This is a genomic window from Streptomyces sp. NRRL WC-3618 (assembly GCF_001280005.1).
Classification (GTDB): Bacteria; Actinomycetota; Actinomycetes; order Streptomycetales; family Streptomycetaceae; genus Streptomyces.
The window spans coordinates 35,782-55,701 of record NZ_LGDW01000007.1 but is presented as its reverse complement, the minus strand read 5'-3'; the positions used below and the strand labels follow the sequence as shown (position 1 = coordinate 55,701).

The 19,920-nt window shown below is 69.5% G+C and carries 20 protein-coding genes and 3 pseudogenes; 8 read left to right on the top strand and 15 right to left on the bottom strand.

Features of this window, described 5'->3' with window-relative positions; all coding sequences use genetic code 11:
- Positions 1–570: 570 nt before the first annotated feature.
- The 4 genes and pseudogenes from ADL01_RS45675 to ADL01_RS45665 all read right to left on the bottom strand — a co-directional run.
- Complete coding sequence (locus ADL01_RS45675; protein WP_234354465.1) at positions 571–762, bottom strand: hypothetical protein; 192 nt, start codon at positions 760–762, stop codon at positions 571–573.
- 68 nt (positions 763–830) lie between these two features.
- Positions 831–1,210, bottom strand: a pseudogene (locus tag ADL01_RS45670) (maleylpyruvate isomerase N-terminal domain-containing protein); the annotation flags it as partial.
- Entirely contained in the window at positions 1,207–2,043 is an 837-nt protein-coding gene (locus ADL01_RS02225; protein ID WP_053740135.1) for a fumarylacetoacetate hydrolase family protein, read from the bottom strand. The gene ADL01_RS02225 and the pseudogene ADL01_RS45670, both read right to left, overlap by 4 nt.
- Positions 2,040–2,419: pseudogene (locus tag ADL01_RS45665) on the bottom strand (cupin); the annotation flags it as partial. The pseudogene ADL01_RS45665 and the gene ADL01_RS02225, both read right to left, overlap by 4 nt.
- 32 nt (positions 2,420–2,451) lie before the next feature.
- Between ADL01_RS45665 and ADL01_RS43375 the strand changes: the two are divergent.
- Complete coding sequence (locus ADL01_RS43375; RefSeq protein WP_053740134.1) at positions 2,452–2,790, top strand: hypothetical protein; 339 nt, start codon at positions 2,452–2,454, stop codon at positions 2,788–2,790.
- A 64-nt stretch (positions 2,791–2,854) separates the two neighbouring features.
- Here the strand turns inward: ADL01_RS43375 and ADL01_RS02215 are convergent, their stop codons facing one another.
- The 7 genes from ADL01_RS02215 to ADL01_RS02185 are packed head-to-tail and all read right to left on the bottom strand — an operon-like array spanning position 2,855 to position 9,725.
- Positions 2,855–4,453: a long-chain-fatty-acid--CoA ligase gene (locus tag ADL01_RS02215; RefSeq protein ID WP_234354463.1), complete on the bottom strand. Its 1,599-nt coding sequence runs from the start codon at positions 4,451–4,453 to the stop codon at positions 2,855–2,857.
- 20 nt (positions 4,454–4,473) lie between these two features.
- Entirely contained in the window at positions 4,474–5,310 is an 837-nt protein-coding gene (hcaB, locus tag ADL01_RS02210) for a 3-(cis-5,6-dihydroxycyclohexa-1,3-dien-1-yl)propanoate dehydrogenase (protein ID WP_053740133.1), read from the bottom strand.
- Complete coding sequence (locus tag ADL01_RS02205) at positions 5,307–6,164, bottom strand: alpha/beta fold hydrolase (RefSeq protein ID WP_234354462.1); 858 nt, start codon at positions 6,162–6,164, stop codon at positions 5,307–5,309. Before ADL01_RS02205 ends, hcaB begins: the two co-directional genes overlap by 4 nt.
- 29 nt (positions 6,165–6,193) lie before the next feature.
- Positions 6,194–6,769: a 3-phenylpropionate/cinnamic acid dioxygenase subunit beta gene (locus ADL01_RS02200; RefSeq protein WP_053740131.1), complete on the bottom strand. Its 576-nt coding sequence runs from the start codon at positions 6,767–6,769 to the stop codon at positions 6,194–6,196.
- A gap of 60 nt (positions 6,770–6,829) precedes the next feature.
- A complete protein-coding gene (locus ADL01_RS02195; protein WP_053740130.1) occupies positions 6,830–8,044 on the bottom strand; it encodes an NAD(P)/FAD-dependent oxidoreductase in 1,215 nt (404 codons plus the stop codon).
- Complete coding sequence (locus ADL01_RS02190; RefSeq protein ID WP_053740129.1) at positions 8,041–8,376, bottom strand: non-heme iron oxygenase ferredoxin subunit; 336 nt, start codon at positions 8,374–8,376, stop codon at positions 8,041–8,043. Before ADL01_RS02190 ends, ADL01_RS02195 begins: the two co-directional genes overlap by 4 nt.
- Complete coding sequence (locus tag ADL01_RS02185; RefSeq protein WP_078960274.1) at positions 8,373–9,725, bottom strand: SRPBCC family protein; 1,353 nt, start codon at positions 9,723–9,725, stop codon at positions 8,373–8,375. The genes ADL01_RS02190 and ADL01_RS02185 overlap by 4 nt, the downstream gene beginning before the upstream one ends.
- A gap of 101 nt (positions 9,726–9,826) precedes the next feature.
- On the opposite strand from ADL01_RS02185, the gene ADL01_RS02180 reads away from it, so the two are divergent.
- Genes ADL01_RS02180 through dmpG form a run of 5 tightly spaced genes read left to right on the top strand, consistent with a single transcriptional unit; the run spans position 9,827 to position 14,533 of the window.
- Positions 9,827–10,810, top strand: a complete 984-nt coding sequence (locus ADL01_RS02180; protein ID WP_053740128.1) for a zinc-binding dehydrogenase — start codon at positions 9,827–9,829, stop codon at positions 10,808–10,810.
- On the top strand, positions 10,807–11,754 hold the full coding sequence (locus ADL01_RS02175; protein ID WP_053740127.1) for a 3-carboxyethylcatechol 2,3-dioxygenase: 948 nt from the start codon (positions 10,807–10,809) through the stop codon (positions 11,752–11,754). The genes ADL01_RS02180 and ADL01_RS02175 overlap by 4 nt, the downstream gene beginning before the upstream one ends.
- Positions 11,751–12,551 carry a 2-keto-4-pentenoate hydratase gene (locus tag ADL01_RS02170; RefSeq protein WP_053740126.1) on the top strand — a complete coding sequence of 267 codons (801 nt, stop codon included), beginning with the start codon at positions 11,751–11,753 and terminating at the stop codon, positions 12,549–12,551. The genes ADL01_RS02175 and ADL01_RS02170 overlap by 4 nt, the downstream gene beginning before the upstream one ends.
- An 18-nt stretch (positions 12,552–12,569) precedes the next feature.
- Positions 12,570–13,514, top strand: coding sequence for an acetaldehyde dehydrogenase (acetylating) (locus ADL01_RS02165; RefSeq protein ID WP_053740141.1), 945 nt, complete (start codon positions 12,570–12,572; stop codon positions 13,512–13,514).
- Positions 13,511–14,533, top strand: a complete 1,023-nt coding sequence (gene dmpG / locus ADL01_RS02160; RefSeq protein WP_053740125.1) for a 4-hydroxy-2-oxovalerate aldolase — start codon at positions 13,511–13,513, stop codon at positions 14,531–14,533. The genes ADL01_RS02165 and dmpG overlap by 4 nt, the downstream gene beginning before the upstream one ends.
- An 89-nt stretch (positions 14,534–14,622) precedes the next feature.
- On the opposite strand, the gene ADL01_RS02155 is transcribed toward dmpG, so the two are convergent.
- Positions 14,623–15,396, bottom strand: a complete 774-nt coding sequence (locus ADL01_RS02155) for an IclR family transcriptional regulator (protein WP_053740140.1) — start codon at positions 15,394–15,396, stop codon at positions 14,623–14,625.
- A 108-nt stretch (positions 15,397–15,504) separates the two neighbouring features.
- Between ADL01_RS02155 and ADL01_RS02150 the strand changes: the two genes are divergently transcribed.
- Positions 15,505–16,149, top strand: a complete 645-nt coding sequence (locus ADL01_RS02150; protein WP_053740124.1) for a helix-turn-helix domain-containing protein — start codon at positions 15,505–15,507, stop codon at positions 16,147–16,149.
- Between the two features lie 187 nt (positions 16,150–16,336).
- Here ADL01_RS02150 and ADL01_RS43370 read toward each other — a convergent pair.
- The 3 genes and pseudogenes from ADL01_RS43370 to ADL01_RS47635 all read right to left on the bottom strand — a co-directional run.
- A pseudogene (locus ADL01_RS43370) lies at positions 16,337–16,475 on the bottom strand (succinyl-CoA--3-ketoacid-CoA transferase); the annotation flags it as partial.
- A 29-nt stretch (positions 16,476–16,504) separates the two neighbouring features.
- Positions 16,505–17,725, bottom strand: a complete 1,221-nt coding sequence (locus ADL01_RS02145; protein ID WP_078960273.1) for a PucR family transcriptional regulator — start codon at positions 17,723–17,725, stop codon at positions 16,505–16,507.
- Positions 17,726–17,731: 6 nt separating this feature from the next.
- The gene (locus ADL01_RS47635) at positions 17,732–18,205 is read right to left on the bottom strand and encodes a group II intron maturase-specific domain-containing protein (protein ID WP_420719677.1); all 474 of its coding nucleotides are present in this window, start codon (positions 18,203–18,205) and stop codon (positions 17,732–17,734) included.
- A gap of 444 nt (positions 18,206–18,649) precedes the next feature.
- Between ADL01_RS47635 and ADL01_RS02140 the strand changes: the two genes are divergently transcribed.
- Positions 18,650–19,582 (top strand): alpha/beta hydrolase, encoded by a 933-nt coding sequence (locus ADL01_RS02140; RefSeq protein WP_199834726.1) that lies wholly within the window; start codon positions 18,650–18,652, stop codon positions 19,580–19,582.
- The last annotated feature ends 338 nt before the right edge of the window (positions 19,583–19,920 follow it).

Here is a 19,920-nt window from a genome sequence, read left to right as displayed (position 1 = left end):
GTTGTGGCTTTTTGCGCCCACCCGGTGGAGCCCCAAATCCATAAAGCGCCGGGCCCCTTTTCAAGCGTCCGGCAACAGGAACTTCCCCGGGTTCACCCTGCCCCGAAGGGCCATCGCCGGGGGCGCCTTGGGGGGAGCGGTGAGGGGCTTGGGCGGGGGTGCGGGTGCGTTGTGGCTTGTCGCGGCCACGCGGCGGAGCCGCACATCGATACAGCCCCGCGCCCCTTATCAGGCGTCCGGCAACAGGAACTTCCGCGGGTTCACCTTGCCCGGAAGGCCGATCGCCGGGCGCGCCCTCGTCGTTTCGGCCGCCGGCATCCGGTGCTGGGGCGGGGGTGGCGGGACGTCCTGGAAGGAGATGCCCGGGGGTGCCTGGACCAGGGTCGGGTGGCCCAGGGGGTCGCGGACCAGGCCCGTGTCCGGCTCCGCCCGCGCAGCACCCCCCGTTCTGCTCCCGCAGCGCGTCTCGCGGGGCAGCGGTAGACGCCGGGAGAGACCAGCACGAAACCGCCCTCCGCGACCCGGTCGACCGCATCCTGAAGGGAGTGCTCATGTGGTTCTCCTCGGTTGTCACAGCCAGGGGGTCAGGGGTTCGGCGGGGAAGCCGTCGACGGTGGTCACGTCCGTGTAGGGGCGGCCCGCCAGATACGCGGTGACCTCCACGGAACCACCGCGCACGGCGGGAGTGGCGGCGCCACGCTTGGCGTGGATGTCGTCTTGGAGGGCGGTGAGGAAGTCCTCCGGCAGGTCGGCGAAGCGCACGCCCCATCGAGGTCGACGGCATGCACCATGACCTCTCTGCCACGCAGCCAGGGGATGCCGCAGGCCGGCACCGTGCGTCCCTGAACAGTGACCACCTCGGCGCGCCACTGGGTGTCGGTCAGTTCGGCCATGGCATCGTGGAGCTCCTGTGCGGACTGCTCGAACCATGCGGTGAGCCGGTACGCGGGCAGCCGGGCGCCCGACTCGATGCGGCGTCGCGCTGTCCTGGGGAGCGGTACATGGGGGTGGGCTCGCCGGTGCGCGCCCAGTGCACCAGGTTGCCGAGCGCTTCGGCGTTGCCGGCGAGATGGGCCACGACGTGCCTGCGGCTCCAGCCGGGCAGCAGCGAGGGGGAGCCGTACGTCGTTTCGTCGAGCTCGGCGATGGCCTTTCGGCACAGGGCGGTGCCTTCGGTGACCCAGGTCAGCGCCGTCCGCAGGTCGGTCATGGCGCACCCTCGGTGATCACGCGGTTCTCCAGACGGCCCAGGCCTTCGATCTCGGTGACCACGGTGTCGCCCTCCCGCAGGAACACCTGGGGCTCGCGGGCGTGGCCGACGCCACCGGGCGTGCCGGTGGCGATGATGTCGCCGGGGTTGAGCCGGATCATCGTGGAGACGTACCGGACCAGGTCGACCGGGTCGAAGAGCAGGTCGCCGGTGTTGTCCTGCTGCATCACCTGCCCGTTGACCTCACAGCGGATGTCGAGCGCGGGGCGCGGGCCGCCGACTTCGTCGGTGGTCACGAGGTAGGGGCCGAGCGGGGTGGTGGAGTCCCAGTTCTTGCCCTGCAGCCACTCGCGGGTACGGAACTGCCAGTCGCGGCAGGTGATGTCGTTGAGCACCGTGAAGCCCGCGATGGCCGCTTCGGCCTCCGCCTCGTCGGCGCGCCATACCTGCCGCCCGACGACCACGGCGAGTTCGGCCTCCCAGTCGAACTGCTCGGTCTCGACGGGGCGGTGAATGTCGTCGCGAGCCCCGATGAGCGTGTCGGCGAACTTGGCGAACAGAGTGGGGTACTCAGGCAGGTCGCGGCCCATCTCCTTGATGTGCTCCTGGTAGTTGAGCCCCACGCAGACCACCTTGCCCGGACACGGCACCAGGGGTGCGAACACCGCGTCGGTCGCGGACAGACGTGCCCCGTCGGTCCACGCCGTGGTGCCGAGACCGCCGGGCAAGGCCAGCACCGCGCCCACGTGCGGCAGTCCGAGATCGACGAGCGAGTCGTCCTCGACCCGGACGGCGGCGGTGCGGCCGTCGAGACGGATGGTTGCGAGCTTCACGCGTGACTCTCCTCGGTGTGGGCGCGGAACAGGTTGAGCTTGGAGAGGATCGGAGCGTCGCTGAACTGGAACAGGTCCAGCGCTCCGGAGTCGGAGTCCGAGGGCGACGCCTGTGACCGGATCGACGGCCGAAGACCTGGTACACGGACGACCCCGTTTCCAGGCGCGGGGTAGTCTCCGCGCCGCTGCGGATGCGGTGGAACTGTGCGCGGATGGTCGGCAAGACGTCCCTGCCGTCGGTGGGATTGGTGTAGCGCACCAGCGCGTGGCCGGGCTCTACGGTGCCGGGGTGTCCGGCGTGCTCCAGCTGGTCGGAGAGGGCGGCGTCGGTGTCCGCCCAGCGATAGGCCAGCAGCGGAGTGCCCTGCCTGCCAGGTCCGTATCGGCGCGTGTGACCCATTCGGGTTCGTGGACCAAAAGGCTCAGCTGCCGGTCCTGGAGGTCGACGTCGACGACGAACCGGAAGCCGACCGCCTCCGCGTGTTGCTGGGCGACGCGGTCTCCCTCCCCCACCGCGTACACCACCCGGCGACAGCGTGGATCAGCTACTCGAACGGCTTCCAGCAGTGTTCGCAGAAGGGCAGGTACCGTCTGTGCGCGCTGATCCGACTCCAGGACGAGTTCGACGTCATGGGCCGCGACGGGATAGGCGTCCCGGAGCCGGCCGGCCGCGCAGCGCTCCACGCGGACGAGGACGTCGGTGTCGCGCCGGCGCAGGCGCAACGTGCCCGTAAGGCGGCTCCATGACTCCCTCGTCGTCTGCCATGTGCCTTCGACGTCCAACTGTGGGAGCGCGGGGATCGAGAGCACGTCAGCCGTCCCTTCCGGCCAGGTGTCGGACGTGGGCCTTGTCGAGCTTGCCGGAGGCATTTCTGGGGACGGCGGGCACGATCGTCAGCCGTCTCGGCAGCTTGTAGCGGGCCAGGCGTCCGGCTGCCCAGGCGTGCACAGCCTCCAGTGTGATCTCCGAGGCCTCCTCCACGCTCACCACCGCCGCCACGGTTTCCCCCCATTGGTCGTCGGGCACTCCGACGACGGCGACGTCGACCACACCGGGCATGGCGGACAGGACGCGCTCGACCTCGGCGGGGTAGACGTTCTCGCCGCCGCTGATGATCATGTCCTTGAGGCGGTCGACGATGTAGAGGTAGCCGTCCTCGTCGAGGTAGCCGATGTCGCCCGAGTGGAACCAGCCGTCCTCGTCGAAGGCCGCCTGGTTCGCCTCGGGGTTGTTCCAGTAGCCGGCGGTGACGTTCGGGCCGCGGACGACGATCTCCCCGCTCTCCCCCGCCTTGACCGGCAGGCCGGTCGCCGCGTCGACGACGCGGACTTCAGTGAAGGGCATGGGTATACCGGCGGAACCCGTTTTCTCCAGGGTGCGTTCGGCCGGCAGGTGGGTGGCGAAAGGAGCGGTCTCGGTCAGTCCCCATGCCTGCTGGAGCAGGATGCCGTGCTGGGCGTAGAGCTCGATCAGGGAAGGCGGCACCGGCGCTCCCGCGACCACGACGGACCGCAGTCGGCTGAGGTCCGCCTGGAAGACGCCGTGAACGCGGGCCAGCGCTGAGAACATCTGGGCCACCCCGAATATGGAGTTCACCTGGTGGGTGACGAGGTCGTCGAGACACGTCTGCGGCTCGAAGCCCCGCCGGATCACCACCGTGCCGCCGCGCACGAGGGTGCGCATCACGAAGCTGTTCAGGGCACCGATGTGGAACAGCGGGGCGGCGGCATACGTGACGTCGCCGCGCCGGGTGTCCAGGCGCAGCTCCACGTTCACTGAGTTCCACCAGATGTTTCCGTGGGTCAGGACGACGCCCTTGGGCGTGCCGGTGGTTCCGGAGGTGAACATGAGGATCGCGGGATCGTTGGCGCCCTTGGCCGGGACACCGGCGGCCGGCCGGGCCGCCCCGAGCAGTGGCGCCCAGGGCTCCCATCCCGGCGCCCCCGTCGTCGGGGCTTCCGGGTCGTCGTCCACGAGAAGGAAGCGGGCGAGGCTCGTCCGGCCGCGTACCTTGTCGACGCTCTGCCGGAGCCCCTCCTCGCAGATCAGAGCCGTGGCTCCGCTGCCGTCGAGCACAGCCTCCAGCTCCGCTTCGGCGAGCCGGAAGTTGACCGGCACGAAGACGGCGCCGAGCCGGAACGCGGCCAGCATCGTCACCAGGAAGGAGCTGCTGTTGAGACCGAGGTAGGCGACCCGGTCGCCGTCCGCGACGCCGCCGTCGGCGAAGACTCCGGCCAGGCGGGCAGCCTTGTCGTCAAGTTCGGCGTAGGTGAGGTCACCCCCGGGGTAGCGGATGACGACGGTGTCACCGTGGTAGCGGGCGTTGTGTTCGACCGCGGCGGCAGGGTTCAGGTCGACCCGCAGGCCGGAGTTGGCCGGGTGCGGGGTCACGGCTGAGAGCGTGGTCACGAGCGGCTCCTCGTTGAGCTTCAGAGATGGTCGCCGCCGGCGGCCGTCGCGAACCCGCGTACGCCGATGCCGCCGTCGACGGTGATCGCGTGCCCGGTGATCGGGCCGCTCTGGGCACGGGAGGCGAGCAGCACGTACGGCCCGGTGAAGTCGCGGGGGTCGGTGCTGCAGTCGTGCAGGGGGATGGGCGGCGGCGGGGAGCCCGGTGCCTTCTTCGCGAACGACGCCGAGATCGAGCGGTCGGCGAGCGCCAGCGCTGAGGGGCCGCGCAGGTCCGTGTTCATGCCACCGCAGGCGACACCGTTGACACGGACCTTGGGGGCCAGCTCGTAGGCGAGCTCGCGCATCAGGCCGAGGCAGGCGTGCTTGCTGGCGGTATAGAGCGGGCCGCCTCCGTTCACGTAGAAGGAGGCGTTGGACAACGTCATCACAATACTGCCGCGGGTCTTCACCAGCTCGCGCCAGGCGGCCTCGGCGGCCAGGAGGTAGCCCTTGACGTTGACGGAGAAGATCTCGTCGAAGGCCGTGTGCAGTTCCCCGCCGGTGAGACGGGTGAGCTGTCGCTGGTAGTCCCAGACGCCCGCGTTGGTGACGAGTGTGTCGAGTTTGCCGAAGCGTTCGACGGTCTGCTCGACGGCGGCGTGCATGGCCTCGCTGTCGCGGACGTCGGCCGTGACAGTGTGGATCCGCTCCGGGTCGGCGGCCTGGCGTACGACGTCGTCGAGCCGGTCCTTGTCCCGGCCGAGGATCGTGACGGAGGCGCCCTCGGCGAGGAAGCGTTCGGCGACCGCGCGGCCGATGCCGGAGCCGCCGCCGGTGATCAGCGCCGCGTACCCGTCCAGCCAGCCGCCACTCATGATCGCTCCGTGAGGAAGCCGGTGATCAGTTCCTCGAACTCGCGCTGCCGCTCCAGCTGTACCCAGTGGCCGCAGCGGCCGAAGACGTGCAGTTGTACGTCGCGGATGTGCTTGAGCAGGAGCTGGGCGCCGTCGAGGGTGATGGTGCGGTCGTCGCGGCCCCACAGCAGCAGCGTCGGCGCCTTGATCCTGTGCAGGTCGCGCCAGAGCGGGTCCATGCCGCCGCGCTTGGCGAACGCGGCGTTGTAGTGGTGGTAGAAGGCGCTGTGGCTCTCGTCCAGGGAGGCCTCGTAGCGGGCGCGGACAACGTCCTCGCCGAACTGCCTGTGGTCGAAGACCATGGTGCGGATGAACGCGGCCATCTTCTTCTCGCTGGGCCCGCCGCCATTGTAGTAGCGGAACATCTCCTTCTGGCCCTCGGTGGGCGTGGGGCCGAAGGGCAGCCAGCCCCCGCCGGGCGCCATGAGGACGAGCCCGGTCACCCGCTCGGGGCGCTGCTGGGCCATGGCGATGGCGGCGGCCCCGCCCAGGCTGTTGCCCAACAGGTGGAAGGTGTCGATGCCGAGCGAGTCGAGTGCCTGGTACAACGCGTCGACCGTGATCTCGGTGATCGACCGCTTCTCCAGGTCCTCTTCGGTGGGCCGGTAGCTGCCGCCGAAGCCCGGCTGGTCCGGCAGGACCACACGGAAGTTCCGGGCCAGGGCCTGAAGGTTCTGGTAATAGTTGCTGACGCCGGAGGCGCCGGGCCCGCCGCCGTGCAGCATCACCAGCACGGGGCCTTCACCGGTTTCGGCCACGGTGATCTCACCGAGGGTGGTGGGAACGCGGTGGTGCCTGAGGTCGAGGTCGGTCACGAGGTGTCCCATCAAAGTGGAGCGGCGACTCAGAAGAACGTCGAGATGTTCTTCGCCAGCAGGATGTTCTGGTCGAGGAGGATGGTTCGGCGGGCGACCTGGAGGCGGCCGCCTGCGGTACGGCGCAGAAGGTCGGTCCGGGAACCGGCGAAGACGTTCTCCTCGCGCTCCAGGCGGTTGCGGTAGACCAGGAACGCCGATTGTGCCCACAGATCGTTCTCGCCGACCCCGTCGTGTTCGGCGGGGTCGGCGTGCCGGACCATCACGTTGGTCACCAGGTGGCGGGTGCGCGAGGGCGGGTCCTCGGCCCAGGCCATGCCGGAGTCGAAGCGGCGGATGCGCCAGGCGAGGCTGTCCTTGGTCTCGTCGTAGAAGGCCGCCTCGCCACGTGCCGCGACGGACAGGGACTGCTGGCGGCGCAGGCGGTTGGTGCGCGTGGGCATCCAGTAGTCGAGGTCGTCGGCGAGCAGGTCGAGCCAGTCGGTGTAGCGGCCGGCGTCGAGGAGGTCGGCTTCCTCGTAGTAGAACTGCTCGACCTCGAAGTGGGTGTCGCGGTCGGCGCGGGCGCCAACTTGCGACCGGGTCGGCTCAGTGGTTGTGCTCACGGTGTCATTCGATCCCTTCTCGGACCGGGGGCGGTACGCGCCGTGCCGCTGTGCGGCACATCAGCCGCGGAGCAGCGCGCGCAGGTTCACGGACGGGTCGGCCAGCCGGGCGGCGTCCACGGGGAGGCGGCGGTCGATCATGCGCTGTGCCGCCCGTACGGCCTGCGGGTCGTCCACCGACGCAGCAGCGACCACGTGCCCGTCACGCAGGCCGAAGACCGAGAAGCTGGGATTGTCGAAGGAGCCGCGTACGACCCTCTCGGCGGCCTCGTGCATGTGACCGACACTCTCGAGGTGGCAGCCATGCCGGTCGGACCAGAACCACGGTGCGGTGGGCGCCGGCGGCTCGGCACCGAGAAGGGTGGCCGCCGCGCGGGCCCCGTCCTGCTGGGCCGCCTCCCAGTGCTCGGTGCGTGGCAGGAGGACGCCGTCCAGGCTGGTGCGCGCGGGGTCGCCGACCGCGAGCACGTGCGGGTTGGAAGTGACCTGGTCGGGGCCGACGACGATGCCGCGATCCACCTCCAGCCCTCCCGCGCGGGCGAGTTCGGTGTCAGGCACCATGCCGACGCCAAGCAGCACCGCGTCGAAGAGCCGGGGCTCGGCCGCTCCGGCGAAACGGGCTTCGATGCCGTCGGCGTGGTCGGTGAAGGACTCCACGGTGGCCTGTGCAGTAGCCACGTCGTGGCGGGCGTGCTGCGCGTGCAGCCAGTTGGCCAGCTCCGGGCCGACCGCGGTGGACAGCGGCGCGGCCACGGGGTCCACCAGCAACACCTCGCAGCCGAGCTGTACGGCGGTGGAGGCGGTCTCGGCTCCGATCAGGCCGGCGCCGACGACCAGCAGACGGGCGCCAGGCACGAGTGCCTTGCGCAGCCGGTCGGCGTCGTCGGCGGTGCGCAGCACGTGGACGCGAGTGCTGCCCGCGCCGGGGATGGGCGGGCGGGCGGCAGCGCCTCCGGTGGCGAGCACGACACCGTCGGCGGGCAGCAGGCCGCCGTCGGCGAGTTGGACGGCCCCCTCGCTGGGCCGCAGGGCGGTCACTGTGGTCCGGTTCACCAGCCGGACCCGCTGCTCGTCGTACCACTGCGGGGACTGGAGAGCGATCTGGCCGATGTCCTTGGTGCCGGCGAGGAAGTCCTTGGACAGCGGGGGCCGGTCGTAGGGGAACTCGCCGGCGTCGACGAGGGTGAGGTCGCCGTCGAAGCCGCCCGCGCGCAGGGCGCTGGCCGTGCTGACCCCGGCGACGCCACCGCCCACGATCACCACACGGTTGCTCACGGCGTCTCCCCCGGGAAGAGGTAGACCTCGCCGTCCCGCACCACGACGCGGTGCGGGCAGACGTTCCTGGTCGCGGGCAGCCCCTGGACCTCACCGTTCTTCAGGCAGAACTTGCTGGAGTGCAACGGGCACTCGACATAGCCGTCCTCCACCCAGCCGTCGGCCAGCGAGGCGGTCTCGTGGGTGCAGGTGTCGTCCAGGGCGTAGACGATGTCGTCGGTGTCGCGCAGCAGGGCGATGTTGTCGGCCGTTCCGGTGATTGCCTTGTCGATGGCGATGCCCTCGCCCTGCGGGATGTCGTCCAGGGCGGCGACGCGGATGCCGTCACTCATTTTTCGTGCTCCTCGTGCCAGGCGGGGGTGTTCATCAGTTCGCGCCAGCGCCCGTAGAAGGCCCTCCCTGCGGCGTCGCTGTACAGCTCGCTGGTCCTGCCGGGGTGGCGGCCGTCCTCGCGTTCGGAGTCCATGCCCATCTGGTAGTTGAGGGCCACGTTGTTGGTGACGAAACCGTGCGAGATGGCCTGCACCTCGCTCCAGTTCTCACCGTCGTCCTGCTCGAAGATGCCGCTGGGACCGAAGGTGCGCAGGTTGTACAGGCGCTGGGCCTCGCGCACTTCCTCGGGCATCGACGTGTCGACGATGGTCCAGGACCACACCTCCATGCGGTCGGGTCCCTTGGGGTGCCAGACGCGGATGGAGCCGTTGACCGGCAGATAGGAAAAGTTGGGGAAGACGGTGGCGTGGCCGTTGGTCAGTGGGCCCTCCACGCGGGCGTCACCGAGGCGTTCCCGCAGAGCTTCATAGTCCGTCCATTTGTGCACGGTCTGCGCGTCGAAGCGGTTCTTGGGGTGGACCGGGAAGCCGGCGCCGTTGCCATTGGCGTCGGAGTACTGGCGGCCGGTGCGGTGCACGACCTCGGCCTTGGGCGTCTTCCCGGAGGGCGAGAGGACCATGAGCGCCGAGGCGTGGCTCATGTTCACGTGGTACCAGTCGGTGGCGAACTGCTCGGCCGCCAGCTTCCAGTTGCCCTCCAGCACCCACTTGTGGACACCGCCCACCACAACGGTGCCGTGCTCGTCGTGGTCGAGCATCGCGTCCAGGTACCAGGCCATGTCGCCGAGCTGCTCGCGCAGCGGCACCGGGTCGGGGCTCCAGGTGCCGAAGACCAGCCCGCGGTAGGTCTGCACGTGCGGCACTTCCACCAGGCCCCAGTCCTCGGTGCGGAAGGAGTCCGGGTAGCCGTCCTGGTTGGGCACGCTGACCAGTGAACCGTCCAGGTTGTACGACCAGCCGTGGTAGGTGCAGGTGAAGTTGCGGGTGGTGCCGACGTCGGCCCGGCAGACACGGGCGCCGCGGTGCCGGCAGGAGTTGAGGTAGGCCCGGATCCGGCGGTCGCGGTCGAGGGTGACGATGACCGGGTCCTCACCCATGTACGTGGTGAAGAAGTCGCCGGGCTTGTGGAACTGGTCGGTGTGCGCGAGGAACAGCCAGCTCGGTGCGAAGACTCGGCGCAGTTCCTGCCGGTACAGCTCCTGGTCGGTGAAGATCACCCGGTCCAGGAGTCCGCCCTCGGTGTCCACGAGCCCGGAGACGTCGATGGTGCGGGCCAGGTCCGCCGGGCGCCGCAGGGTTCCGCGCGGCGTGGTCGGCGCCCCGCCCTGGGGTTCGTTCGTGGAGGTCATGGCGACAGGCAACAGCAGTACGACAGATCCCTGCCACGGCTCGTTCCGTACGGCGGCACGCTGACTGTCCGCGGACCGTACTGCCGGGGGAGCGTGGCCGCATGATTGCTGCAACCGCCGTCGCCCAGAGCGCGACCGACCCGCTGGCCGGGCTGGTCCTGGGCGACGTTCCCAAGCCCGAGCCCCGGCCCGGCTGGTCAATCGTCCGCGTCGCGGCGTCCTCACTCAACATGCACGACCTGTGGACGCTGCGCGGGGTCGGCCACCCGCCCGAGCGGCTGCCGATCATCCTCGGCTGCGACGCCGCGGGCTACGACCAGGACGGCAACGAGGTCCTCGTCCACCCGGTGATCGCTGACCCGGACGCCGGCGACGGCGACGAGACACTCGATCCCGGCCGTGCCCTGCTGTCGGAGCGGCACAACGGCGCGTTCGCCGAATACCTGTCCGTCCCCACCCGCAACCTCGTCCCCAAGCCGTCCTGGCTGACCTTCGACGAGGCCGCCTGCCTGCCGGTCGCATGGGGGACGGCGTACCGGATGCTGTTCACCCAGGCACAGATCCGCGCGGGCGACCGGGTGTTGGTGCAGGGCGCCGGCGGCGGGGTCGCCTCGGCCGCAATCAAGCTGGCGGTGGCTGCGGGTGCCGTGGTGTATGCCACCAGCCGCAGCGTCGACAAGCGGGCACGGGCCGAGTCCTGGGGTGCGCGCAAGGCCGTACCCACCGGTGAGCGGTTGCCCGAGCGGGTGGATGTCGTGGTGGAGACGGTCGGCGAGGCGACCTGGGCCCACTCGATGCGCTCCCTGCGTCCCGGCGGCACCATCGTGATCGCGGGTGCCACCAGCGGCACTAACCCGCCCGCAGACCTGGCCCGGATCTTCTACCTCCAGCAGCGCATCCTCGGCTCGACCGGCTGCACCCGCAGCGAGCTCGTCGGACTGCTGAAGCTGATGGACGGCACCGGTGTGCGCCCAGTGATCCATCGCACGTTGCCGCTGGACGAGATCCACAAGGGCTTCCAGCTCATGATCGACGGGCGGCTCACCGGGAAGCTCGTCATCCGCCCCCAGGGAGAACCGTCGTGAACGCTGCCGCCATAGGGCTGTCCCACTCGCCCCTCATCGGCAAGAACGACCCCGCTGCAGAGGTGGTCGCCTCCGTCGACGAGGCCGTCGAGACGGCACGCGGCTTCGTGCGCGCCTTCGATCCCGACCTGGTCGTCCTGTACGCCCCGGACCACTACAACGGCTTCTTCTACAAGGAGATGCCCCCCTTCTGCCTGGGCACGGACGCGCACGCGGTCGGCGACTTCGGCTCGAGCGCCGGCCCGGTGTCGGTCGACACCGACGCCGCCCGGACGCTGGCCCGCGGCGTCCTGGACCGAGGCATCGATCTGACCGTCTCGGCCCGCATGACCGTGGATCACGGTTTCGTCCAGCCCCTGGAGGTCCTCTTCGGCGGCATCGACAACGTCCCGGTCGTCCCCGTCTTCGTCAACGGCGTCGCCACACCGCTCGGCCCGGTCGGCCGTATCCGCGCCCTGGGGACCGCGCTCGGCGAGGCCGCCGCTGAACTGGACCGGCGGGTGCTCTTCCTGGGCTCCGGCGGCCTGTCGCACGACCCGCCGGTACCGGTGCTGGAGGGCGCTCCGCCACGGGTAGCCGACGCCCTCATCGAGGGCCGTCCGCCCACGCCCGACCAGCGGGCCCGGGGCGAGCAGCGGGTGATCCAGGCCGGGCACGACTACGCGGCGGGCTCGACCTCGATGGTCCCGATCAACCCCAACTGGGACAACCACGTCCTCGACACCCTGGAAAGCGGCCGCCTCACCGACGTGGACGACTGGACCGTGGAGTGGATGGCCAAGGAGGGCGGCGGCTCCGCGCACGAGGTGCGCACCTGGATCGCCGCGTTCGCCTCGCTCGCCGCCACCGGCTCCTACCGCATGACCTCCCGCTTCTACACCCCGATCCCCGAGTGGATCGCGGGCTTCGCCGTCGCCACGGCAGAACAGGAGCCGACCCGATGACCGACCGCGCAGAGGCGATCACCGCCGCCGTCGACCGGCTGCGGACCGCCGCCGAGAAGGGGCAGCCATGCGCCCCGGTCCGCGAACTGCTGGGCACCGCCGACCTCGACGCCGCCTACCGGGTCCAACGCGGTCTGACTGAGCACCGGTTGGCCGCCGGCGCGGTGGTGACCGGCCGCAAGATCGGACTCACCTCGCCGGCCGTGCAGCAGCAACTCGGCGTGGACCAGCCGGACTTCGGGGTCCTCTTCGCCGACATGGACGCCTCCGGCCTCGCCGAGGTGCCCACCTCCCGGCTCTTGCAGCCGAAGGCGGAGGCGGAGATCGCCTTCGTGCTGGCTAAGGACCTGGACCGGGACGATCTCGGCCTGTCCGCCGTCCGCGCGGCCGTCGCCTACGCGGTCCCCGCCCTGGAGATCGTGGACAGCCGCGTCGCCGACTGGGACATCTCTCTGACCGACACCGTCGCCGACAACGCCTCCAGCGGCCTCTACGTCCTCGGCGAGACATGGCTTCCCCTCGACGCGTTCGAACCGCGCGAGGTCACCATGCGCATGTACGCCGACAGCACCCTCGTCTCCGAGGGCAACGGCACCGCCTGTCTCGGCGACCCCCTCAACGCCCTGCTGTGGCTGGCCCGTACGGCCCGCGACTACGGAGACCCGCTGCGCGCCGGCCAGGTCGTCCTGTCCGGCGCGCTCGGCCCCATGGTCAGCGTCTCCCCCGGCATGACCGTGTCCGCGGAGATCTCCGGCCTCGGCACGGTCAGCGCCACCTTCACCGCCAACCATTCTTAGGGACCCGTCATGACCGTCATGAAGAAGACGAAAGTGGCCGTGATCGGTTCCGGCAACATCGGAACCGACCTGATGATCAAGATCCTTCGGCTGTCGCAGACGCTGGAGATGGCCGCGCTGGTCGGCATCGACCCCGACTCCGACGGCCTCGCCCGCGCCCGCCGCCTGAAGGTGCCGACGACACACGAGGGCGTGGACGGCCTGATCGCCCTGGACGGCTTCGAGGACATCGACATCGTTTTCGACGCGACCTCGGCGAAGGCGCACGTCGCCAACGCAGCACGGCTGCAGCCGTACGGCAAGACGTTCATCGACCTGACACCGGCGGCGATCGGGCCGTTCGTCATCCCACCAGTCAATCTCGACGCCCACCTGGGCGCCAGGAACGTCAACATGGTCACCTGCGGCGGCCAGGCCACCATCCCGATCGTGCACGCCGTCGCCCGCGTCACCCCGATCCCCTACGCCGAGATCATCGCCTCCATCGCCTCCAAGTCGGCGGGTCCCGGCACCCGGGCGAACATCGACGAGTTCACCGAGACAACCTCCGCGGCCATCGAGAAAGTGGGCGGCGCCGCCCGCGGCAAGGCCATCATCGTCCTCAACCCGGCCGAACCACCGCTCATCATGCGGGACACCGTCTTCTGCCTGATCGGCGACACCGACCACGACGCCATCCGCTCCTCCGTCACCGACATGGTGGCCGAGGTGGCGAAGTACGTGCCCGGCTACCGCCTCAAGCAGGACGTCCAGTTCACCCCCGTACCGGCGGACGAACCCGTACACACCCTGCTGCCCGAAGGAGCGCCCGCGGTGACCACCCGGGTCTCGGTGTTCCTGGAGGTCGAGGGCGCCGCCCACTACCTGCCCGCGTACGCCGGAAACCTCGACATCATGACCTCGGCCGCCCTGCGCACCGCCGAGCGCATCGCTCAGCACGCAGACCAGGGGGCATCGGCATGACCACCGACCTGTATGTCCAGGACGTCACCCTGCGGGACGGCATGCACGCCGTACGGCACCGGATCGCGCCCGCCGACGTGTCCCGGATCGTCGCGGCCCTGGACGCGGCCGGCGTCGACGCGATCGAGGTCGCCCACGGCGACGGCCTGGCGGGCGGCTCGGTCAACTACGGCCCCGGCAGCAACACCGACTGGGAGTGGATCGAGGCCGCCGCCTCCGTCCTGGAGCGCGCCACCCTCACCACGCTGCTGCTGCCCGGCATCGGCACCATCGCCGAGCTCAAACACGCCTATTCCCTCGGCGTGCGGTCCATCCGCATCGCCACCCACTGCACTGAGGCCGACGTTTCGGCCCAGCACATCGCAACGGCCAGGGAACTCGGCATGGACGTCTCCGGGTTCCTGATGCTCAGCCACATGGCCCCCGCCGAGAAGCTGGCCGAGCAGGCCAAGCTCATGGAGTCGTACGGCGCGCACTGCGTGTACGTCACCGACTCCGGCGGTCGGCTCACCATGGACGGCGTCCGCGAACGCGTCCGCGCCTACCGGGACGTGCTGGAGCCGGAGACCCAGATCGGCATCCACGCCCACCAGAACCTCTCCCTGGCGGTGGCCAACTCGGTCGTCGCCGTCGAGGAGGGGGCCACCAGAGTTGACGCCTCCCTGGCCGGGCACGGCGCCGGCGCCGGCAACTGCCCGATCGAGCCCTTCGTCGCGGTCGCCACCCTCCAGGGCTGGAAGCACGGCTGCGACCTGTTCGCTCTCCAGGACGCGGCCGACGATCTCGTACGACCGCTCCAGGACCGCCCGGTCCAGGTCGACCGCGAGACCCTCACCCTCGGCTTCGCCGGCGTCTACTCCAGCTTCCTGCGGCACGCCGAGGCCGCCGCACGGCAGTACGGCGTCGACGTCCGCACCATCCTGCTGGAGGTCGGCCGGCGCGGCCTGGTCGGCGGCCAGGAGGACATGATCGTCGACATCGCACTCGACCTGCTGGAGCGTGAGCCGGCCACGAGGTGAGGCCGGCACCGAAGCATGGAGCGGGCGGCCGGGGACGAGATGTCACCGGCCGCCCGCGCGCGCCTGCTCAAGGCATTCCCGACCCGCCGTCACATCCGCCGGGCCCACGCCTGCGACGCGGCGGCGGCGATGCGGCGGACCTGGCCGCTCACCTGTCGTGTGTCGATGTGCCCGCGCCGACCGGCGACCGACAGCGCCGCCACCGCCCGTCCGCTGCGGCTGAGAACCGGTACGGCCACGCAGGCCAGACCCGGCTGGTACTCCTCGTCGTCGAAAGCCACCCCGGTGCGGCGGATGCGTTCCAACTCAGCGGAGAGCGCCTCGGGTTCGGTGATGGTGCGGTGGGTGAAACGCGGCAGCGGCCGTCGCACCGCCTCTTCGGCCGCGTCGACGTCGAAGGCCAGCAGTGCCTTGCCCACCGCCGTCGCGTGGGCCGGGAGGCGGCCGCCGATGCGTGAGGGCACGGCCGTCGAGCGGTGACCGTACAGCTTGGCGAGGTAGGCGGCGTGGGTGTCGTGGAGCACCGCCAGGTGCACCGTCTCCCGGGTCAGTTCGTACAGGTCGGTCAGGAAGGGCAGCAGGACGTCGCGCACGTGCTCGGCTTCCGGGCCGTGCACCGCTTGTCCCAGGCGGTGCAGGCGCTCGCCGAGTCGGTACCCGGTGCCGTGACGCTCCACGACGCCATTGCGCTCGAGCATCCCCAGCACGCGGTAGGCGGTGGACTTGCTCAGCTGGGCCCTGCGCGCGAGCTCGCTGACGCCGGCTCCCCTGCCGGACCGGTCACCCAGCGCCACGAGAAGACTCACCGCCTTGTCGATGGCGGCCCGGTCGTCACGTACGGCGTCGGCGAGGGTCGTGGTCATGGTCATTCACCTCGGTTCCCATGAGCGGCGTCACTTTCAGTTGACCACTCGGCAATCTTTACGTGACAAGAATGCGAACCAGACCCTACGTCCGTCAATAATGACGCCATGCACATTAAAAGTGACACCCCACGTGAGAACGAACTCGTGGCCCGCAATGTACGGCGCTTCCGGCTGGAGCGGGCGATGTCTTTGGGCGAGCTCGCGCGCCGGTCGGGCCTGTCGAAACAGACGCTGTCCAAGATCGAGCAGGGCTCGGGCAATCCCACGGTCGAGACGCTGTCCCTGCTCGGTGCGGCACTCGACGTCCCGGCGCGCCGACTGCTCACGGAATGGGGCACACCGGTCTACGTACAGCGCCAGGACGAAGGTGCGTGGGCGGACGGGGTCAACTGGACGGAGCGCCTCTTGGACGAGACCTACGGCTCCGGGTATGTCCGCACTCTGCTTCTGCGCCTCGAGCGCAGCGGCAAAGCCCCGGAAGTGGTCCCGCCCCACGCCTCGGGCACCCTGCACCATGTCTACGTGATTACCGGCAAGCTGCGCACCGGACCGCTCAACGAACCGGTGGACCTGGCCGCGGGCGACTTCGTCCGCTTCCCCGGCGACGTCCCACACCAGCTCCTCTGCCTCAGTGAACGGGTCGCGGCCCACATGGTGACCACGATCCCCCAGGTCCGACAGTTCGGCCCGACCATCACCAGGGGAGTCACAGCGGCAATGGGCGACGCGTCCCCAGATTCCGTCGCGTAGACCCGGGGAGGCGATCTGAGCAAGCGGACGCGTGGTGACCGAAGCGCGCGGACCGGAGCGAACCCACCGCCACCAACGGTCTACCGACCCCGCGGTACCCCGAGCGCCGCCGCAGCCCGCACCCGTGGGTGGCCAACCCGACCGAGGCGGCGTAACCCGTCGACGGAAGCAGCCACACGACCGCTCCCTGCCGCGCGAACTCCTGTTCGCCCGATGTAGGAGCCGGTCACCCGGGCAATCCGCTCGGCGGCGAGCAGCACGGCCAGCCCGGTCTCCATCGCCCCGCAGTTGTTGGAGACCATGCTGAGACCGCCGACCCCGCGCTCTGACGTGCAGCTTTCACGATGCACCGTGCTCACTCGTACTGGAGGTTCAGCCAGTGCATCGCGTCCAGGGCGATGCCGACATTGGTGCCGTGCCGGTCCAGGGTGACGGGAAGGCGGTCCTGGGCGCGGCGAATGCGTTGCAGGACCGTGTTTCGGTGGGCGAACAGAAGCTCTGCTGTCCGCGATGCGTTGTACCGCTGGTGGATGAACATCCGCAGTGTGTCACGTAGTTCCTGTGGACCCGAGGCGAGCGGGCCGAGAATGGCGTGAATGAACTCGCGCAGCCGGGCGTCGTCTCGGGCCAGCAAGAGGACGGCCGCGACCTCGTCATAGAAGGCGACCCGGTGGGCGTTGTGGGTCTGCACCAGCCGCTGGGTCTCGACCGCACGGTCGTGGGTGCGTCGGAAGCCGTCCACCCCCTCGTCCAGAGAGCCGATCGCAAGCCTGACGTCGCGGTAAGGGGCTACGGCTGCCTCGAGCGCCTCGGGCGAAACCGGGATTCCGGGCGTCAGCCACAGCCACAGCGACGAAGCACTGGCCTGGACGAGCAGTTGGTTCCTGGACTCCGCGACCAGGCCGAGCCGGCTCGCGACCTGCACGAGTGTCTCGCGATCGGCGACCTGTGCTGGCGCCCAGAGGATCACGCCCAGGTGTTTGGCCCGCAGCGGGTACCCGAGTCTCTGGTCAACAGCGGTCGCGGGAACCGGTGCCCCGCCCAGGATGAGATTGATCAGCTCAAGGCGTCTCACGTGCTGGTCGCCCGACAGAGCTGCGCGTTCCTGCTCGAGGATGTCGATCAGGGCACTGACCGTGCCCTCGATCCAGAGCGACAGTGAGCGGGAGGCCCGGTCAAGAGCAGGCAACAGGACGTCTGGTTCGTCGCACAGCGAAAAGGCGATCTTCATCCAGATGGACCACATCACCTGCTGGCCGGCGTGGTACGAGGCGCGGAAGGTGTCCTCCTCGCCCCAGCGATATCCATCGCGAGCGATGCCGACGATCTGGCTGGTCAGATTGGGCTCGACGTCCCGCTGCGGGTCTTCGTACATTGAGCGTGCCCAATGCTGGGCGTTGGCCCGGGTGGCCTCACCTATCGCCTCTGCGATGGAGGGGTCCGATCCGAAGCGGCGGTCGGTGGCGTTGGCGACAGCTTCCTGGACAGGCCGCAAGAGGGTCGTATCGGCCAGGAGCACCTTGGACGTGTTGCGCAGCAACTCATCCGTAGCGCCCCGCAAACTGCTGCTCTGCATCGGTAGTCAGGGGCGCCGGTGCCGCCGCCTGGCGGTCCGGGTTCCCCATCCCCCTTTCAATCCGTACGTGCGGTTTTCCCGCATACGGCGTGCCGACGGTCTTCTATGCATGGTTACGCTGCCTTCGGGTAGCGGATGGTGCCCATGAGCTGGTGAAGCCCCTGGTCGTGGAATCAGGTCCGGGTCCAGCGCCCCGCCTGTCCGGCGCGTAGGTTGTGGCCCCTGCTTCTTGATCAGAAGCCGTTTCAGCCGCCACGCGACGTACCGGTCGAGCTCGATGAACTTGTCGGCTGCGTTGCCAGTGCGGAAGTAGTTGCCCCACCCCGAAGGAACAGGTGCAGGGCGTCGACGACGTCCTCCAACTTCATCCCGACCCGGCGACGATCGGTGAGGTCCTTGAACCTGACCCGCGCCCGTTTCATCGACCGCTGCGAGGGCCAACGGTGCAGGTAGTAGCGGACGACCCGCTTCTGTTCCCACAGCCGACCCCACATGCAGGCATGCAGGTGACAGCCCAGGAAATCGAACCCCTCCCTGCCCGGCCGCAGACGGGTCTCTCCTGCCTCCAGACGAGACCTTGATCACGTGCCATCTCCCCTACCCCGGCAAGACCCGACAGGCGAACCCCGGACCAGGGCCTGCCGGACATGGCCTTCGCAGTGACATGAACGGCTCGGCTCTTTCGCTGCACTTCTGACGAGCCTGCAGAGTTCGCTTAACGCTACGGCCCGCGATCTTGCTCCCTCCGAACCAGGACGCGACACGCAACAATACGAGACCCACCTGTGCAAGTAGCACAGATCACCCGCTCAAGAATGTGCAACCCGACATTGAGTAGCGCCCGTCACTGATCGACCATGAGTGCACCGGTGCTCTCGGCCCGGCCCGCGATCGGACAAAGACGAACGGCGATGGGAGAGTCAGGTGACTGGTGTATCAGGGCCTCGGACTGAAGCGCGATTCAGGTCCGGGGACGGCGAGTGCGAAGCCTCGATCTTCCGTCCCGCCGCTTCCGACGATCGAGGGCTCCTGCCGATTGTCGTGCTCGCGCACGGGCTGTCAGGAGTCAAGAGCCTCCGGCTCGACACCTATGCCGAGAGGTTCGCGCAACGCGGCTACCTGGCGATGACGTTCGACTACCGCCACTTCGGTGCGAGCACGGGCGAGCCAAGAGAGTTCGTCGACATCCCGCTGCAGCTGGAGGACTGGCGAAACGCGGTGGCGTTCGCCCGGACCATCGACGGCGCCGACCCCGAGCGGGTGATCCTCTGGGGCACCTCCTTCGCCGGTGGACACGTGATGATCACGGCAGCGGACGACCACCGAGTCGCCGCGGTGATCGCGCAGTGCCCCTTCTCGGACGGAAAGGCCACCGTGAGCGCGATGCCTAAGAAGGCAGCCCTGCGCCTGATGCGGACCGCACTGAAGGACCGGGTGGTTGCAATGCTCGGCCGTCCACCGGTGCGCATGGCCGTCGTCGGAGCCCCAGGTGACGTGGCGGTGATGACGTCCCCGGATTCCCTCCCAGGGTTCCGTGCGATCTACGCGGCCGCAGGGATGCCCTTCGAGATCCCCCAGATTCCAGCTCGGTACATGTTCCAGGTCCCAAGCTACCGGCCCGGTCTTCGCGCGACCGACGTGACGTCGCCGCTGCTGATCTCGCTGTGCGAACGGGACGTGGTGACCCCTGCCAAGGCGACCGAAGAACTGGCTCGCCGCGCGCCGCGGGGCGAGATCAAGCGATACGACGCCAGCCACTTCGACATCTACGTCGGTGACTTGTTCGAGACGGTGGTCGCCGACCAGATCGAGTTCATCGAACGCCGCGTGCCCATCGGCACCACCGCACCGCGCTGACGAAGGGTCAGAAGATGGACGCCTCGACGAACGACCGGCTCGGCGAACTCCTGGCCTCGCGCAGCGAAGATCCCCGGCGCCCTCCCGCGGTCTCACGGCGTGCCGACCTGCTGACGGATCGTAGGCCGGGGGCCGGTCGTGGGCGCAGCCGAACCCGGCATCCCGCCGGAGCCAGACCTGCCCGATGATCTACGCCATGGTCATCGGCCGCCGACCAGCACGAGTACCCAACTCGCCATTCACACCAGACCCGTGACCTGCAACTTCACGATGCACACCGCTCATTGAGCCTGGCGGCGACGCCGCCCACCACCCGTCTGCCAGCAGTGCAAGGCGCC